The sequence below is a fragment of the Pseudoalteromonas sp. Z1A2 genome (assembly GCF_011378755.1).
Lineage (GTDB): Bacteria > Pseudomonadota > Gammaproteobacteria > Enterobacterales > Alteromonadaceae > Pseudoalteromonas > Pseudoalteromonas distincta.
On sequence record NZ_WTKX01000009.1, the window covers coordinates 108643 to 126078 of the forward strand.

The following is a 17436-nucleotide window of genomic DNA, read 5'->3' on the forward strand; positions in this document are numbered from 1 at the left end:
GTCTAGATTAACCCTCTATATTTAAGCCCATTTAAGCCTTGAAGCCCGCCAGTATGAACAGCAATAATTTTACTCCCAGATGGGAAATAATCTTGCTCAATAAGCTGCCACAATGCATACATCATTTTTCCGCTATAAATAGGCTCAAGCGGTAGGTTGTGTGTGCGGCCTATATCTTGGCAAAACTGCCATAACTCAGGTGAAAACTTACCATAGCCACCATCATGAAACTCTGTGAGTAACTGCCAGTTAGTTTGATTATTAGCTTTAGCGCTCAGCTTTTTTATTTCTTCATTTAAATAATCAGCTTGTTTTAATACCGCTATACCAATAACTTGTGTTGTTGAAGCACTGCCTTCTATTAGTCCAGCAAGTGTGCCACCACTACCTGTAGGACAAACTAAGTAGCTATGTTCGGGTAAGCTTTGTACTAATTCTTTACACCCTAATAAAGCATGTTCATTTGTACCACCTTCAGGGATGATATAAGCGTTTGGAAAGCGCTCTTGCAAAGCATTAAGGTAATCGCTGTCTTGGCGTTTTCGATACTCTATACGATTAACAACATGTAGGTTCATACCACAATGTTTTGCAAATTGGATTGTTGGGTTGTTGTTATCCAGTTCTGGTCCGCGAATAATCGCGCGAGTTTTTATATTAAATTCTTTTCCTGCCGCTGCGCAGGCATGAATATGGTTTGAAAACGCACCACCAAAAGTCAGAAGCTCTGTTTTATTTATCTTTTGCATATACGCTAAATTGTATTTTAATTTACGCCATTTATTGCCACTTATTAGCGGATGGAGTAAATCATCACGTTTTATACCTAAACAAATATTTCTCTTTTTTAGAAACGAGCTATCTAATTGTTGAATATAGTTATTTTCATCTATTTTGAATTTTTCACGCATTTTATTGGTTTTCAATTTGGCAAAGTAGTTAAAATGTACGACACTTATTTCATACATAATTAACAATAGTAGCTATATGAAAGAAAAGCTGTTTTCATGGTTAAATCGTAGTTTAGATCCAAATACAGCTATTGGTGTTGCAACTTACGCAGATACTGTTAACGCGGTATGTTTAAAAAAACAACGCGACCAATGGATGGTTCACAGTTCTCACAGTGTTAATGTGTCTGAGCAAACTGATTATACCGCTGCAATTGTTGCTTGTACAAATGAGGTGTCTACTGATATTTGTGCAGTTAATTTAGTCATACCGCACTACTTTTATCAAATAGTGCAAATGGATAAACCAAATCTCAGCGATGAAGAAATAATTCAGTCGCTGCCTTGGACTACAAAAGATTTAGTTGATATAGCTTCTGAAAACATTGTAGCTGACTTTATCGATTATCCAATAACGTTACCAATGCAAAGCAGCAAAATGAATGTATTTATTACCAATAAGCTGCAGCTACTTCCGTTTATAGACAGTTTTGAACAAACTAAACCAGTTTTGCGTGCAATGACCTCTGAAGAAATGGTTTTAGTAACTTTATTTGGCTCATACAAAGAGGCGCATATGCTGATTGTGCAGCATGCTAATCATGAACCTCGAATCTTAATTATTCGTGATGGACAATTAGTATTAGCTAGGCGATTAAATGGTTTTTTAGGTATTTCAGACAAGGATCAAAACCAAGAACTAGTAGAGGCGTTAGGGTTAGAAATTCAGCGTTCGATGGACTTTTTTGAAAGCCAGCTCAAGCAACCGCCAATTCGCAGCATACAGTTACAGTGCGATGATTTATCTTCATTAACTCTTAGAGCCGGTCTTGCAGAGTTTTTACAAGTAAAAGTTGTAGATTTTGCGCCTAACTTAGAATTAGCGCAGCAATTAGAGGCAAACTTTTATTATGCGCTCGGAGCAGCCTATCAATTAACAGATCCGGAGTCTGTGCTATGAAAACCCGGATTAATTTTTATCAAAAAACCTTACGAGTACGCCGAGACCCAGTCCCTTTATCGGGAATGATTACGTTGTGGTTAGGTGCGCTATTAATTATTGCAATCACGTGGGCTTTTTACAGTTATAAAACTTATTCAAGTGAGCTTGATTTAGAACAAAAAAAGAAATATCTCAAACAAGGAAAAGCTCAGTTAGAAGTTGTAAAACAGCAGCTAGCAGAGAAGCAAAATAAAACAATTTTTATTAATGAGCTAAAAACACTTCAGCAAGAGGTTTTGCATAAGCAGCAAATATTTAGTTATTTAGAGCAAAGCTCAGATCAATCCGCAACCGACTATGCGCAGGTTATGCAAGATTTAGCCAAGTATCACGAGCCTAATATCTGGCTTACCCATATTAAATTTGTAGGGCAAAGTGTCACGTTTCAAGGGCAAGTATCGCAGTCAAAATTTTTACCTATGTGGTTTAATAATTTAAAGCAGTCACCTTTTTTTATTGATAAAGAATTTTCAGTTTTAGAACTGTCAACAAAAGATGGTCTGAGTGAATTTAATGTGGCGACCGACCTTGCTGATAAAGGCGCTAAACCATGAACAACAAGAAAGACAAAGGTTGGCCTATTTGGGCAAAGTATCGAGCTCAATTTGCATCGCTGCAAAAGCGTGAGAAGTATTCCACTGTATTTGTAGGCTTATTCATGGTGATTTACCTCGGCCTGTGGTTTGTTATTTTTCCACAGCAAGATGAAGTTGCTCATATTCGCTCTGAACAAAATGCAGCATTGCAGGAGTTACAGCAGATAAATGCGCAACTCTCCATGTTAAATCAAGCACTAAACTACGACTACACTAAGGTTTTACGCAGTCAAATTGCACAAACCAGAGATGAGTTAGCAGAAATAAATAATCAACTTAATAGTTTTAGCCAAGGCTTTGTAGCGGCTAAAAATGTACCTGCCGTTTTAAAAGATTTGCTCGTAGATAGTAGCGACGTAAAAGTGAGTAGCTTTAATGTCAAACCAGCACAGGCTATCGATGTAGAAAAACTAGGTGAACATGATACGCAAACATTATTTTTTGAGCATCAGATGGTCGTTACTTTAGAAGGTAGCTACTTTAGCTTACAAAAATATTTAGCCGCATTAAAAAATAATCAAGATAAGTTATTAATACAGGAGTTTAGTTATCAGGTACTAGAGTACCCTCAAGCTGAATTAACTTTACAAATTGCTACAGTGAGCGCTAATGAAAAATTTATCGCATTATAATTTATGTTTTTTATTACTTTTGTTCACTTTCGCACCCAGTGCATTAGCGCAATTACGCGATCCTACTCAACCAAATATGTATGTAAATAACAACAAGAGTGTAACTCAAAACACAGAACTTAAATTGCAATCTATTATTAAAAACAGTACAGCATTTAAGGCCATTATTTCAGGCCATATTTATCGAGTCGGTGATGCTGTAGACGATTTTCGGGTGCTAAGCATTAACTCAAAACAGGTTGTGTTAGCAAATGATGATAAACAAATAAAATTAGAATTATATGACTATGAAATTAAAAAATAATTTATCTCATCCGTGGCTTGTTCTTCTATTGTTACCTACATTTTTAACTGCGTGCCATAGCTTTAAACCAGGTAAAGAGGTTAAAACTCATATAGAACAAGAGCTGGCTGAAAAGCCTGTAGATACTAAAGCGATTGCGCCTTTACAGATGCCGAGTGAGCTTACCCAAAGCCTACTATCATCAATAAATAATGAGCAAACTATAAGTGATGATTTATCTATAAAGCGTTTTGATGTAGCCGCTAATGACGTTGAAATAGGCGCCTTTTTTGCAGGCTTAACAGACGATACGCCTTTTAGTGTTGCTGTGCATCCTGAGGTAAATGGCACAATTAGTTTAAATCTTAAAAGCGTTACTTTTAATGAAGTCATTGCTGTTATTAAGCGTATGTATCCTTTAGATATTGTTAATGAAGGACGAATAGTACAAGTACTGCCAGCCAAAATGCGCACAGAAACAATACCTGTAAATTATTTAATGATGCAGCGCCATGGTCAGTCTACAGTGAGTGTGGTTGCTGGTGGGGTTAGTCAATTTGCACAAAGTGGCAGTAGTTCGAATGGTTCAAGTTCAGGTAGTAGTAACCAGCAAAATAATGAGTTTGGCGGCGATAATCAAAGCTTAGATTTAAACGGTTCTCGAATCCAAACAATTAATAAAAATGACTTTTGGAAAGAATTAGAAGTCGCCCTTAAGTCTTTAATTGGCGCAAGCGGTGGGCGCTATGTTGTTGCAAGCCCACAAGCTAGTTTGGTAACCGTAAATGCATTACCAAGCGAAATTAGTCAGCTAAAAGAGTTTTTGCGTCAAAGCCAAGAAAACCTGCAACGCCAAGTTATTCTAGAAGCAAAAATAATAGAAGTAACTTTAAAAGATGAGTACCAACAGGGAGTTAACTGGGAGCGTATAGCGAGTGGTTTAGAAGGCGGTATTTCGTTTGCTACAACAGCGGGTTCTACTATTAGTAATAGTATTTCAGCCGCAATTGGTGGAGCGTCATCGCTAACCATTCAAAAAGGAGACTTTAACGGGGTTATTAATTTGCTTGAAACGCAAGGTGATGTGCAAATGCTATCTAACCCTCGAGTTACCGCTACAAACAATCAAAAAGCAGTTATAAAAGTAGGGCAAGACGAATATTTTGTTACTAATGTATCAAGTACGACGGTAACGGGTACTGCTACAACGACCTCGCCTGAAATTGATTTAACGCCGTTCTTTTCTGGTATTGCCCTTGATGTAACGCCGCAAATTGACAAGTATGGCTCAGTTATTTTGCATGTTCACCCTTCAGTAACTGAAACAGAAGAGCAGCTAAAAGTAATTACATTAGACGATCAACGTTTTGAGTTGCCTCTAGCACAAAGTAACATTCGAGAATCAGATACTGTTATTCGCGCTCAAAGTGGCGAAATAGTGGTTATTGGTGGTTTGATGCAAACATCAACACAGGATGAAGAATCAAAAACCCCCGTGTTGGGTGATATCCCACTATTTGGCAATTTATTTAAAAGTATTCGTAAACGCCAAGAGAAAAAAGAACTGATTATTCTAATCAAACCAACGGTTGTTATGCCAGATACTTGGAAAAAACAACAAGGTGAAAGCCGTCAGCTTTTAAAAACATGGTATGAAAACTAACTATGTATTTAAGCTTTTTTAATTTAAGTGAAATGCCTTTCACGTTAACCCCTAACACAGATTTTTTTTGTGCACTTGAACCGCACCATGAAGCGATGCAAGTGTTAACAACAGCTATTGAAATGGGTGAAGGGTTTATTAAAGTCACTGGTGAAGTTGGGACTGGTAAAACGCTACTTTGTAGAAAGCTATTAAACCAACTTGAGCCAGATTACATTGTGGCTTATTTACCTAACTCTTATTTAAGCCCAGAAGAGCTTAGATGGGCGATTGCCATTGAGCTGGGTATGGATGTAGATAAAGCATTAGATCAGCAAGCACTAGGGCAGCTTATAAATCATCACTTACTCGACTTACAAGAAGATAATGAGCGTGTAGTGCTCTTGATAGATGAGGCGCAATGCTTGGGTTGGGAGACTCTAGAGGCGCTGAGATTATTTACAAACTTAGAAACAGAAAGTGAAAAACTAATTCAAGTTGTGTTATTTGGGCAACCTGAACTTGATGAAAAGCTGGCAAACAACAAAGTAAGGCAATTACGCCAACGTATCAGTTTTTCGTATAAATTACGGGCGATGACTGGCGCTGAGGTTGTTTATTATATTAATCACCGCTTACAAGTTGCAGGGTTTAATAGGCCTCCTTTATTTAATAATAGTATGGGGCTCAAAATTGCTAGAGCTAGCCGTGGAATTCCTAGGTTAGTTAATATTTTATGCCACAAAGCACTATTACAAGCTTACGGTGAAGGGTTAAATATAATAACAAATCGCCATATTCAACTTGCCATAAAAGATACCGAAGACTGCGCAAAGTATCGAACCGGACAATATTGGAGCTACAGTGCTTTAATGTTTAGTGTTTTAGCTATTGCTGCCATATGGGTATGGAGGCAGTTGTTATGAGCGTTATAAATAATATGCTTAAAAATATTGAGCAACGTGAAGCTAAGCAAGTAAGTATTCAAGAAGGTATAAGTTTAAAGCCGATATATGATGTAAAAAATATTGCATTTAAAGCCGTAATTTTACTTATTATGTTAAGTGTCATTTTTTTAGCATACCTATATTTACCGACCGCCGACAAAAAAGAGACTCAACGTGAGTCTGTGTTACCACAGCAAAAAATGGTCGCGGTTCTAAGCTCTAATTTATCTGATTATCAAGATGAAAAAAGCAATGTAGAACCTTTAGTTGAGCAAGATGTTGTGAAAACGGTTGTGCAAGTTGAGCAAATAAAACCAGAAGTGAATGATTTAGCTGAATCCAAGTTGAGTGAAGCAACATTACTGGTTTCTCAACCAACGGCTGAGCCAGTTGTAATTGCCGAGGTTAAACAAGGCCCTGCACTAGCTAAAGATAATGTACTGGTAACTAGCGAAGCTATTGTCAGCAAACCAAAAATTACTCCAATGATTAAAACTAAGTCTCAAAATACTATGACTAAAAGCGTGGCAGAAGCTAAGTCGCCACAGGCTTTATTGATTGAGCAATTAGCCGCAGCTAAACAAGCAATACAGTTTGGCTTATACAATGAAGCCATTAGTGATTTAAATATTATTTTAGCGCAATTGCCTTTGCACGTTGAAGCTCGAAATTTACTCGCTGCAACTTACTTTAAACAACAAGATATAAATTCTGCGCAACAGGTTTTGCAAGCAGGTATTCGCCAAAACCCTAACGTACTTGAATGGCGTGTAATGCTAAGCAAAATACTTATTATGCAACAACAGTATGAAGGAGTATTGCTGCTTTTAAGTGATGAATTTGAGGCTCAAGCGAATCTTGATTTTTGGGTGCTACAAGGTACTGCTGCGCAAAGTGCGAGTAAGCACCATAAAGCACTTGAAAGCTTTAAACATCTTACACAACTACAGCCTAGTCAAGCTAAGTGGTGGCTGGCACTTGCAACCTCAAAAGATGCATTAGGAGAGTACCTCGATGCTAAACAGCTTTACAAAGTGGCTCTAGATTTAGGTGGATTAAATACAGCTATGACGCAGCATGCATTACAGCGTTTAGTTGCGCTAAAGGAGGCCGTATGAGACCTAGTTTAAAAATGCGCTTAGGGGACTTACTTGTTCATGAGCACATGATCACCGAAGCGCAACTAAGCGAAGCGCTAAACGTTCAAGCTGCGACGGGTCGTAAATTAGGTTCGACGCTTATTACACTTGAGTTTATTAGTGAACCACAACTATTACGTTTTTTAGCGCAGCAATTACAAGTACCTTTTTTAGATATATCACAGCGAAAAATATCAGCTGATGTATCTAAGCTTTTATCTGAGGTTTATGCACGTCGCTACAGAGCATTAGTAATTGAAGACAATGGTGACTCTGTTTTAGTCGGGATGAGCGATCCTGCTGATCTAAGGGGGCTTGATCAACTTGCAACTATGCTTGCTCCTAAACGAATAGATTTAGCTGTTGTACAAGAAAGTCAAATAATGGCTGCGTTTGACAACGTGTATCGCCGTACAGATGAAATTACCAACTTTGCAGCACAACTTCATGAAGAATATCAAGACGTAGAAGAGTTTGATTTAAATTCTTTAGGTGATGAGACATCAGATGCAACCGTTGTTAAGTTACTGCAATCAATATTTGAGGATGCAGTGCAAGTTCGTGCATCCGATATTCACATTGAGCCAGATGAAGGTTTGCTTCGCATTCGTCAACGTGTAGATGGCATATTACAAGAGCACACTCTTAACCAAGTAAAAATAGCATCGGCATTAGTGTTACGTTTAAAGCTTATGTCGGGATTAGATATATCTGAAAAACGCCTCCCTCAAGATGGCCGGTTTAATATAAAAGTACGCAGCCATAGTATTGATGTGCGTTTATCTACCATGCCGGTTCAGCATGGTGAGTCAGTTGTAATGCGCCTGCTTGACCAATCCGCAGGATTACTATCGTTAGATGAAACGGGTATGCCTGTACACATATTAAAACGTGTGCGCAGCATTATAAAACGTCCACATGGGATGGTTTTAGTTACCGGGCCAACAGGTTCGGGTAAAACAACCACACTATACGGTGCACTAAGTGAGCTGAATCAACAAGAAAGTAAAATTATCACAGTAGAGGATCCTGTTGAGTATCGTATTGGCCGTATTAACCAGGTACAAATAAATAATAAAATAGGGCTGAGCTTTGCAAGTATTTTACGGACCGCTCTAAGGCAAGATCCTGACATTATAATGGTTGGCGAAATGCGTGACCAAGAAACCGTAGATATTGGATTAAGGGCCGCTTTAACAGGCCACCTCGTACTATCAACGTTACATACCAATGATGCAATTACCAGTGCTATGCGTTTAATCGACATGGGGGCACCGGCTTACTTAGTGGCAAGTTCACTGCGCGCGATTATTGCTCAGCGATTAGTAAGACGAGTATGTAATGACTGCAGAGTACCGTACTTGCCAGATCGCCAAGAATTAAGTTGGTTAAAATATTTAGGCGAAGAGATTACAGATGCTCAATTTTCTAAAGGGCAAGGTTGCACCGCATGTAATCACAGTGGCTATAAAGGGCGTGTAGGTATTTTTGAGTTACTCGAAATGGATGATGCAATGATGGATGCATTACGAGTTAACGACACGCAAGGTTTTGCAAAAGCCGCTAAAAATAGCGCGAATTTTTCGCCGCTCTCAACAATGGCATTAAACTATGCTAAGCAAGGTGTTACCTCTTTAGATGAAGTATTTAAAGTGGCTGAATATATCCCAGAAATAGTAGGGGATATTGATGCAACTATATAGCTACAAAGCTAAAGACAGCAAAGGTATGTTGGTTAAAGGGCAATTAGAAGCGAGTAACCAAGCTGGCGTAGCTGATAGTTTAATGAAGCGTCAATTTATACCAATATCAATCTCTTTAGTTGAAACAAAAAATAACATCAAAATTTTTGATAATTTATTTGTCGAAAAAATAACGCTAGACGACATGATTATGTTTTCTAGGCAAATGTATTCGCTATTAAAAGCAGGTATACCAATTATACGAGCAATGGTTGGGTTGGCAGAAACAACACAAAATAAAAAATTTAAAAATGTACTAATAGAAGTTACCAAGCAGCTCGAACAAGGCCGCGACTTATCCAGTGCAATGGCGATACATAACGAGGTATTTAGCCGTTTAACAGTATCCATGGTAATGGTTGGTGAAGGCTCTGGACGATTAGAAGATGCGTTTTATCAACTCGCTATTTATTTTGAGAAAGAACAAGAAACCCGAAAGCGTATAAAAGCAGCTATGCGCTACCCTACTTTTGTTATTTTGGCTCTAGTAGCGGCTATGATTATTTTGAATATTTTTGTTATTCCTACCTTTGCCAGTATGTTCGAAAAATTTGATGCCGAATTGCCATTAATGACTCAAATATTAATTGGCACTAGCAGCTTTTTTGTTAACTACTGGTGGTTATTATTGGTGATGGTTATTGGTTCTGTTTTTGCTTGGAGGCGTTATTTAAATACAGAGCCTGGACGCTTTAAGTGGGATCAATATAAATTAAAAATTCCATTTATTGGGGATATTTTAAAACGGACATTGCTTGCGCGCTACAGTCAAAGTTTAGCTATGGTATTGCGCTCCGGTGTGCCTATGACCACTGGTTTATCACTAACAGCGCATGCCGTAGATAACAGCTATATGGAAAAAGCGATTATTACTATGCGCCAAGATATAGAAAAGGGCGATAGTTTACTCAGAGCCTCAAAAAGTTCTCAGCTGTTTTCTCAGCTTGTATTACAGATGGTGGCGGTAGGTGAAGAAACGGGCCGGGTTGATGAGCTCTTACAAGAGGCTGCTGATTATTATGAGCGTGAAGTTGATTACGACTTACGGAGCTTAACTGCAAAAATAGAACCTATTTTAACTGTGTTTGTTGCCATTATGGTGCTGATTTTAGCGTTGGGTATTTTTATGCCGATGTGGAACATGATGTCCGCGATTAAAGGTAATTAACCAAGTGATTGCATCAAAGGCTTACTCAAAAGGTTTCTCATTATTTGAGTTAGTTATTGTTGTGATTTTACTGGCAGTAATTTTGAGCTTTGCTATACCTCAATATATAGGTATTAAAAATCAAGCGCATAATGCAAGCGTTGACGCTATAGCAGGTAGTTTCTCATCGGCCGTTGGCATGGTTAGGGGTCAATGGGAATTAGAAGGTAGGCCAAACAGCAGGTCAAACAAAACATTTGTTAATTATGGAGGTGTAATAGTTGGTATTGATGGATCGTTAGGTACACCAACAAGTGATGAAACAGAAAAAAAAGATACTCGTGCAGAAGCTATAAATGCGAATAAATGCCGCCAAGTTTTAAATATAATTTTACAAGATGCACCCAGTAGTACGTTAAGTAATGAAATATCAAGAATAAAAAGTGTAAGTTTTTTAGTTATGTACAATGCAGAAAGTACGCAATGCGACTACTATTTAACTCATACCATTGATATTAAAAGTATACCTACCAATACGGGTGAAATATCAGGTTTAACAGGTTTTTCATACTTTGCTAAAACAGGCAAAGTAAAAATATTTAAAAATTAAGTAATTAAAAAGAGGCTTACTTATGAAAACGCAATCGTTAAAAAGTTTACCAATGAATAAACAAGCAGGTTTTACACTTGTTGAATTGATCATCGTAATTGTTATTTTAGGCATTTTAGCTGTTACCGCAGCACCTCGCTTTTTAAACTTGCAAGGTGATGCCAATGCTTCAACACTTGAAGGCTTACAAGGGTCGATTCGCAGTGGTATGAATATTGTGAATGGCAAATCTATTATTGCTAGTGATCACAAAAAGGATGAGGCTACAGTTACAGTAGATACTGGTGTAGCAGTACCTACTGTTTATGGTTATCCAGCAGCAACAGAAGAAGCCTTTGAAGCATTTTTAGATGTCAACTTTGCAGATGGAACACCAAATGCAATTGATTCAGCTGATTTCAATTTATTTGTAAACGATACAACAGTAACTATTTTTCCTAATAGTTACACTGTGGATGCAACTACTGTTGATGATTGTCGAATTGAATACACGCAAGCTACTGCGACGACAGGCCCTGTAGTTGTAACTCCTCCAGTGATTACACTTGTTACTACGGGTTGTTAATTACATAAATGATAAGCAGTAGTAAGCAACGATTGCGTGGCTTCACACTCATTGAGTTAATTATTACTCTAGTGATATTGGGAATACTGTCGGTAACGGCAGTTCCCAAATTTCTGGGCAGCTCAACAGAAGACGCCTATTCGTATCGAGACCGTACTTTAAATGCACTTAGGACAGTGCAGCTACGTGCAATGCAAAATACAGCAACAACAAGTTGCCATACCCTTTATATAACCTCCACACTTATTGCTCCCTCCACACCCGATACATGTACCGGTGGAGCAGATACCAATAACACCGATCATTTAGTGGTACAAATAAACACGCAAAGAAGTGATATAACATTTAGCGCTTTAGATAGTAACGCGAATATATTTACCCAAATTAGTTTTGATCCTTTAGGTAAATCAAATCAAACCTGTACTACGCAGTGTCGAATAGATGTTGGATTAGCTGGCGTATGCATAAGTGGTGAAGGGCTTATATATGCGTGCCCTTAAAGTAAAAGGTTTTACTCTAATAGAGCTTATTATTGGCATTGTCATGTTTGCAATTGCATTAAGTATTATTACAGCTTTAATTGCCCCACAAGCCAAAAAAAGTGCAGAGCCGATTGTGGCTTTAAGAGCCTCTGAATTTGGTCAATCATTAATGAACGAAATCCAAAGTAAGTCGTTTGATGAGCACAGTGATAGAAGCGCACCTTTTAGACGTTGCGGCGAAACAACCTTAGGTGCTGAGGCTTGTACCGCACCTGCTGACTTCGGAGTAGATAACTCAGAAACCAGAACTAGTTATAACGATGTAGATGACTATATTGCACTGTCTAACCAGCCTATTACTAATAGCTTAGGTGAGGTGTTAAGCGAGTACAGCGACTTTAATTTAGTTGTTACTGTTGAGTACGATAGCGACTTTAACGAATCGACCACCAACGATGGCACAACCTTTAAGCGTATTACTATTGAAGTAACATCACCCTTAGGCGAAGTTTACGGATTTAGTGCATATAAAGGGAATTACTAATGCAAAGAGCTAAATACCAAAATGCATTTACCCTTATAGAACTATTACTTGTCATGGTTATTATTGGTATTTTAGCCGTAAGTGCATTTTCATTTATTGGTGCTGGGGTCAGTATTTACTCACAAGGGGTTGAGCGCCAAGAAGCAGTAGCTCAGGCCCGCTTTTTAATAACGCGACTTAGTAAAGAGCTTCGCCACGCTACGCCAAACTCATTAAGGCTCTCTTGCGATAACAGCACTAGCGGAGCATGTAGTGCTCAGCAGTGCTTAGAATTTACGCCGTTTTTATCAGCGACTCACTATACAAATTACCTACCTACCGTAGCGCCTTTTAATGTTAGCGCTGTTGATTTTGAACTTAATAATTTAACGCAGCCGCAAGTTGGAGATTGGGCAACAACTTACCCGTTAAGCAGCGCTGATATATACGATGAGAATAATAATAAGCGTTTAAAACTATCAGCATTTAATAGCTCCACCACTAGTGCAATTGATGAGTGGCAATTTAGTAAAGCGTTTGCCCAAGAGTCGCCAAGTAAGCGCCTTTATTTACTCTCTCAACCTGTAAGTTTTTGCGTTGAAGAGCAGTATTTATATAGATATACCGATTACGGTTTTACAGTTAATCAATTAGATGCCGTGAGCTTACAAATAAGCAGTGGTGTTAAACGTGATTTATTAGGTATTTACATTGCCAATAATTTAGCGAGCGATTTATTTTTTACTCTTGATGCGCTCTCCCTACAAAGAAACGCTGTGCTTAATGTGAATGCGCAAATGCAATTTAACGATACTGAAGTAATGAATTTTAACCATGAGGTGCATATTCCTAATGTACCTTAAAAAAAATCATCACGGAAAAGCCTTACCCAGTAAACAAAAAGGGAACTTAATAATTGTTTCTTTGGTAATTATTGTTGCTTTATTAGCACTAGGATTAGCATTAGTTAAAGTGCTTTCTGGTGCATCTCAACAAAATACCATTGAGTATTACGGCGCTCGCGCTTTTATGGCGGCGCAAAGTGGATTAGAAAGTGGTTTAACGCAACTCTTTCCAATAAATAGCTCAGTGCAAAGCTGTGCATCAGTTACAACTAATTTAACCTTTCAAACTGCATATTTAGCTAATTGTAACGTGCTGGTGAGTTGCGATGAATATATAGACCTACCCGACAGCAGCACAACAAACGGGCTTGTTAATATTTATTACTTACAAAGTAGTGCAACGTGCGCCGCAATTGATTGCCCTGCAGGAAATGATTGCAGAAAGGATTATTGGGAAACACAAAGAACACTCAGTGTGGAGGCTAAAACTTTACCATGATAAAAAGTGCATTAGTCATTATATTTTTTAGCTGCGTGTTACTTTGTAATCACGCAAATGCAGTGCCTCCAAAAATCGAGGGCCGTTATATAGAGCTGCAAGATACATACACATCGCCTGTTTGGACAAAAGTAAATTTTCAACAGCAATATATAACGCCTCCTGCTGTATTTATGCTCTCAACAAACCAAGGTGGAAACCCTGCAATAATAAGAATACGTAATATAACCACAACTAGCTTTGAGGCCTTACCGCTTGAACCTTCAGGAGAAGATGGTGGACATATTAGTATGGGGGCGCACTATTTAGCTGTTGAGTATGGTGTGCATCAATTTCCAGACGGCACAATTATGGAAGTGGGCAGTACAGACTTATTACTCGAATTACAGTATGGCTCTAAGTCTGGCTTTGCTCCACTGACACCTAAAGGCTATAAGTCTTTAACATTTGCTGAACCGTTTACTCAAAGGCCAAACTTTTTCCATTCGTTACAAACACTCAATAGCATAGACAGCAATCCACCTTCTGAGGCATTAATTCCGTTTTTAACAGTTGCAGTAGAAAGTAATTCTCTATCTGCCAGCGGCGTTAATATTGCTTTAGAGGCATCTGAAACAGCACTTGGGATCATAAAAAACGAAACTGTTGCTTACATGGCAGTGGAGCCAGGAAGTAACCGCACATTTACTGACGATAATGGCGTTGAGGTATCGTGGGAAACTTTTTTCACAGGCTTTGAAATTGACGGTTGGAGCGATGGCTGTAATTACTTTAGTTTTACTAATAACTTTAGTGTGGCTCCTTTGGTGGTTGCAAGTAAAAATTCACGCCAAGAAGATGATGGCGGGTGGCTACGCAGCTGTAACCTAAGAACTGACAGGCTAGGGCTTGTTGTTGACGAAGACCGTGATGGCGATAACGAGCGCCGTCACGTAAACGAGGAAGCATCAATACTCGCCATGACCAGTACCTTTGTGTTTAACGGTGATATTTTAGATTGTGATACCTTGTTCCCTGGCGCTATTTCTACTTATAACAATGGTGAGGTGCAGTTAGTTCAGGGGGTAGAAATAACAGATGGCAATGCGCAGTTTGTCACCACCACAAGTTTAATTTCTACTGCGCTGACGAGCCCTCCTTTGTGTAATGGTCAGGCGTGTGTTGCTGGTGGTTATAACTCTTTAGAACCTAATCAAGCGGCGCAGGTGCCAACGGTTACAAATGATGGTAGCTCAACAGGGCCCGTACCTACTTCTTTAGCTGGCGACTATTATTACGATGAGTTGCAGTTAAGTATGCTGGAAACAGAGTACAGAGTAACAGCGCCTACACGTATATTTTTAAAAGACACAACCTCACTATTATCAACTTCATTTTTGAATATAGGTAAAACAAGTATAGTGGTCGAAACCGGCGCGTATTTAGCTATTTATGTTGATGGTGCGATTGCTATTGCAGCCGATGCCAATATTGCGGCCTATATTGTTGCCACTGGTGAGGTAAGAATCGCACAAAATGTAACGTATCAGGGGTCAATTACATCGGCTACTCAAATTATTACCGAAGGGAGCTCAACGTTTGACGCTCTACCAGTACCCGAAAGTATCCCTGGTTTTTGTGGCATTTATACACCAGAAACACTGGATCATTATCGTTTAACAATAAGCGATAACAATGCTCTAACGTGTGAAGCTAAAGAGATGACACTCACAGCCTGCGCAAATGACGCCTGCGATTTATTATTCGCAGAGCCGTCTAGTTTAAACCTTTCTCCAGATAATAGTGGTCAGCAAAGTTGGGTTACGGGGGAGAATATTAATTTTACAGGATCAGCGGTTGTCGAATTTGCTAAACGCACCACAGGCAGTGTTACATTTGGATACAACACTGCAGAACCTTCAGCACCTCTTCGTTGTTATATCGGTGGTAATAATGTTGGTTTGAGTGGCTGTAAAGTTACGTTTTCTGATGCCGGATTTATTTTTAATAATGATACAGATGGAAATACTACCATTCCAACTCAGCTATCAGCAAAACCCTCAAGTACAGGCTTTAATGCAAAAGCGTTATCTATCCAGGCGGTAAAAACTAATACCACTACGGGCGTATGTGAAGCGGCATTTCCTGCAGGTGGTGATGTAAGCTTAGATTTATCGTATACATGCAGTGCTGGTGCAAGTTGCTCTGATACGGTTTCACTTAGTAACAACAATAATACCTTTGCGGTCGAGCAAGCAGCTAAATCGTTCACGCTAAACTTTGATAGTGAGTCTAAAGCCCCGATTGTTATAAATTATCCCGACGCAGGAAAGTTGAGTTTAAATGTAAACACCAATTTAATTTTAGACCCAGTCACTAATTTATCAGTAAATTTAACGGGTAGTTCAAATGAGTATGTTGTAAAGCCATTCGGATTAGCGATGGAAATTGCAAGTGATGGTTATGCAGCAGACGCTGATGGAAGTTTATTTAGATTAACTGGCGAAGCATTTGATTTAAAGATGAATGCGGTGCAATGGCAAACAGGGCAAGACACTAACAACGATGGTTACCCAGATAACTACAGCAATATAATAAATAACACCATTGCCAAGCACTTTATTACAGAGCAACCACTTGTAGAGGCATTACTTAAAGCGCCTACGCTAGGCGTTCAAGGTACGCTTGAAGCGATGAGCACTGTTGCCTTTAGTGACACAGGCAGTTTGAGTGAATCTATATCGCAGTATAATTACGACCAAGTTGGCATCATTGATTTAACAGCAGGTCTGCAAGATGCCGATTACTTTGGCGCGGGAGATGTAAAAGGTGAATTATATAATATTGGTCGTTTTGCACCTTCGCAGTTTCAGGTAGTGGGGGTTCAAGCTGCCGCACAATGCACGCAATACGGCAGTAATTTAACTTACCTTGATCAACCTTTTGAACTTGGCTTTACAGTTCAAGCGCTAAATCAAAATGGTGAGCTAATGGCTAATTATAAAGAGGGCTTTGATAAGTCCAGTGTAGAGGTTAATGCCGAAAATAATGAAGTAGCTAACTATGTACCCGCAACTAATTTTGCTAGCCGATTAGTAAACCTAGGAAATAATAACTGGGGAGATATAAGTGACGGCCAGTGGCAAATGAGCCAACTTAACACGACACTCGAAAGATTAGGTGTAGGGCAAGCAGATGGACCGTTTGCTATGGTGAGTTTAATGGTAACGCTTTCTAACATAGAAGGAGCAACGCTCATTGATGCAAATGATAAACCTAATACACAAACAGCATGCTCGGGTGGCTGTAATAGCGTAAGACTAAATACATTACCAATAGAGTTTAAATTTGGACGCTTAGTCCTTGGTAATAACGCAGGCTCCGATCTCGACCCTTTACTTATTCCTATGCAGGCTCAGTATTACAATGGCAGTGGATTTGTAAATAACGCAGAAGATAACTGTAGTGTATTTGATCATACCCAAATCACTCAAATATCACCTAACAGCCCGCAGTTAGCCTATGAATATGGAACGGGTGTATCTGGCCAGTTAGAGGCGGGAGTGTATCCGGCAAACAATGGTATTTATGCACAGCCAAATGGTTTGGGTGAATTTACCTTAGAATATAATACTTATGATTGGTTAAAGTGGGATTGGCTGGGGGATGAAACACAGCTTGATCCTCGTACTATTTTACAATTTGGACGCTTTCGAGGAAATGATCGGGTTATTTACTGGCGTGAAACACGCGAATAGTTGTAAACTAAGATAATAATTGAACAAAGCTTGTGTTTTGTGCTGCAAGTACATAGCATAAGGCTTTAATTATAAAAAATAATAACGACCAAAT

The 17436-nt window shown here is 38.8% G+C and carries 17 protein-coding genes; 16 read left to right on the forward strand and 1 reads right to left on the reverse strand.

Going from position 1 to position 17436, the window contains the following annotated elements:
- Positions 1–2: 2 nt before the first annotated feature.
- Positions 3–911: a pyridoxal-phosphate dependent enzyme gene (locus tag GQR47_RS08605; protein ID WP_024603376.1), complete on the reverse strand. Its 909-nt coding sequence runs from the start codon at positions 909–911 to the stop codon at positions 3–5.
- A 76-nt stretch (positions 912–987) separates the two neighbouring features.
- Here GQR47_RS08605 and GQR47_RS08610 point away from each other — a divergent pair, with 76 nt between their 5' ends.
- The 16 genes from GQR47_RS08610 to GQR47_RS08685 are packed head-to-tail and all read left to right on the forward strand — an operon-like array spanning position 988 to position 17342.
- A complete protein-coding gene (locus GQR47_RS08610) occupies positions 988–1911 on the forward strand; it encodes an MSHA biogenesis protein MshI (protein ID WP_165723724.1) in 924 nt (307 codons plus the stop codon).
- A complete protein-coding gene (locus tag GQR47_RS08615) occupies positions 1908–2507 on the forward strand; it encodes a PilN domain-containing protein (RefSeq protein ID WP_024594795.1) in 600 nt (199 codons plus the stop codon). The genes GQR47_RS08610 and GQR47_RS08615 overlap by 4 nt, the downstream gene beginning before the upstream one ends.
- The gene (locus GQR47_RS08620; protein ID WP_024598056.1) at positions 2504–3181 is read left to right on the forward strand and encodes a hypothetical protein; all 678 of its coding nucleotides are present in this window, start codon (positions 2504–2506) and stop codon (positions 3179–3181) included. Before GQR47_RS08615 ends, GQR47_RS08620 begins: the two co-directional genes overlap by 4 nt.
- Positions 3159–3485, forward strand: coding sequence for an agglutinin biogenesis protein MshK (locus GQR47_RS08625; protein ID WP_024594540.1), 327 nt, complete (start codon positions 3159–3161; stop codon positions 3483–3485). Before GQR47_RS08620 ends, GQR47_RS08625 begins: the two co-directional genes overlap by 23 nt.
- Positions 3469–5127, forward strand: coding sequence for a pilus (MSHA type) biogenesis protein MshL (gene mshL, locus GQR47_RS08630; RefSeq protein WP_024594539.1), 1659 nt, complete (start codon positions 3469–3471; stop codon positions 5125–5127). The genes GQR47_RS08625 and mshL overlap by 17 nt, the downstream gene beginning before the upstream one ends.
- Positions 5128–5129: 2 nt before the next feature.
- Positions 5130–6032 carry an AAA family ATPase gene (locus tag GQR47_RS08635; protein WP_024594538.1) on the forward strand — a complete coding sequence of 301 codons (903 nt, stop codon included), beginning with the start codon at positions 5130–5132 and terminating at the stop codon, positions 6030–6032.
- On the forward strand, positions 6029–7171 hold the full coding sequence (locus GQR47_RS08640) for a tetratricopeptide repeat protein (RefSeq protein ID WP_024594537.1): 1143 nt from the start codon (positions 6029–6031) through the stop codon (positions 7169–7171). The genes GQR47_RS08635 and GQR47_RS08640 overlap by 4 nt, the downstream gene beginning before the upstream one ends.
- Positions 7168–8895: a GspE/PulE family protein gene (locus GQR47_RS08645; protein WP_024594536.1), complete on the forward strand. Its 1728-nt coding sequence runs from the start codon at positions 7168–7170 to the stop codon at positions 8893–8895. The genes GQR47_RS08640 and GQR47_RS08645 overlap by 4 nt, the downstream gene beginning before the upstream one ends.
- A complete protein-coding gene (locus GQR47_RS08650) occupies positions 8882–10102 on the forward strand; it encodes a type II secretion system F family protein (RefSeq protein ID WP_024594535.1) in 1221 nt (406 codons plus the stop codon). The genes GQR47_RS08645 and GQR47_RS08650 overlap by 14 nt, the downstream gene beginning before the upstream one ends.
- A gap of 4 nt (positions 10103–10106) precedes the next feature.
- Positions 10107–10691 carry a prepilin-type N-terminal cleavage/methylation domain-containing protein gene (locus GQR47_RS08655; RefSeq protein WP_165723725.1) on the forward strand — a complete coding sequence of 195 codons (585 nt, stop codon included), beginning with the start codon at positions 10107–10109 and terminating at the stop codon, positions 10689–10691.
- Positions 10692–10713: 22 nt separating this feature from the next.
- On the forward strand, positions 10714–11256 hold the full coding sequence (locus GQR47_RS08660) for a prepilin-type N-terminal cleavage/methylation domain-containing protein (protein ID WP_024594534.1): 543 nt from the start codon (positions 10714–10716) through the stop codon (positions 11254–11256).
- Positions 11257–11264: 8 nt separating this feature from the next.
- Entirely contained in the window at positions 11265–11756 is a 492-nt protein-coding gene (locus GQR47_RS08665; protein WP_024594533.1) for a type II secretion system protein, read from the forward strand.
- Positions 11743–12282 (forward strand): type II secretion system protein, encoded by a 540-nt coding sequence (locus GQR47_RS08670; RefSeq protein WP_024594532.1) that lies wholly within the window; start codon positions 11743–11745, stop codon positions 12280–12282. Before GQR47_RS08665 ends, GQR47_RS08670 begins: the two co-directional genes overlap by 14 nt.
- Complete coding sequence (locus GQR47_RS08675) at positions 12282–13124, forward strand: type II secretion system protein (protein WP_024594531.1); 843 nt, start codon at positions 12282–12284, stop codon at positions 13122–13124. The genes GQR47_RS08670 and GQR47_RS08675 overlap by 1 nt, the downstream gene beginning before the upstream one ends.
- Complete coding sequence (locus GQR47_RS08680) at positions 13114–13605, forward strand: hypothetical protein (protein WP_024594530.1); 492 nt, start codon at positions 13114–13116, stop codon at positions 13603–13605. The genes GQR47_RS08675 and GQR47_RS08680 overlap by 11 nt, the downstream gene beginning before the upstream one ends.
- Positions 13602–17342, forward strand: coding sequence for an H-type lectin domain-containing protein (locus GQR47_RS08685; protein ID WP_024594529.1), 3741 nt, complete (start codon positions 13602–13604; stop codon positions 17340–17342). The genes GQR47_RS08680 and GQR47_RS08685 overlap by 4 nt, the downstream gene beginning before the upstream one ends.
- Positions 17343–17436 lie beyond the last annotated feature (94 nt).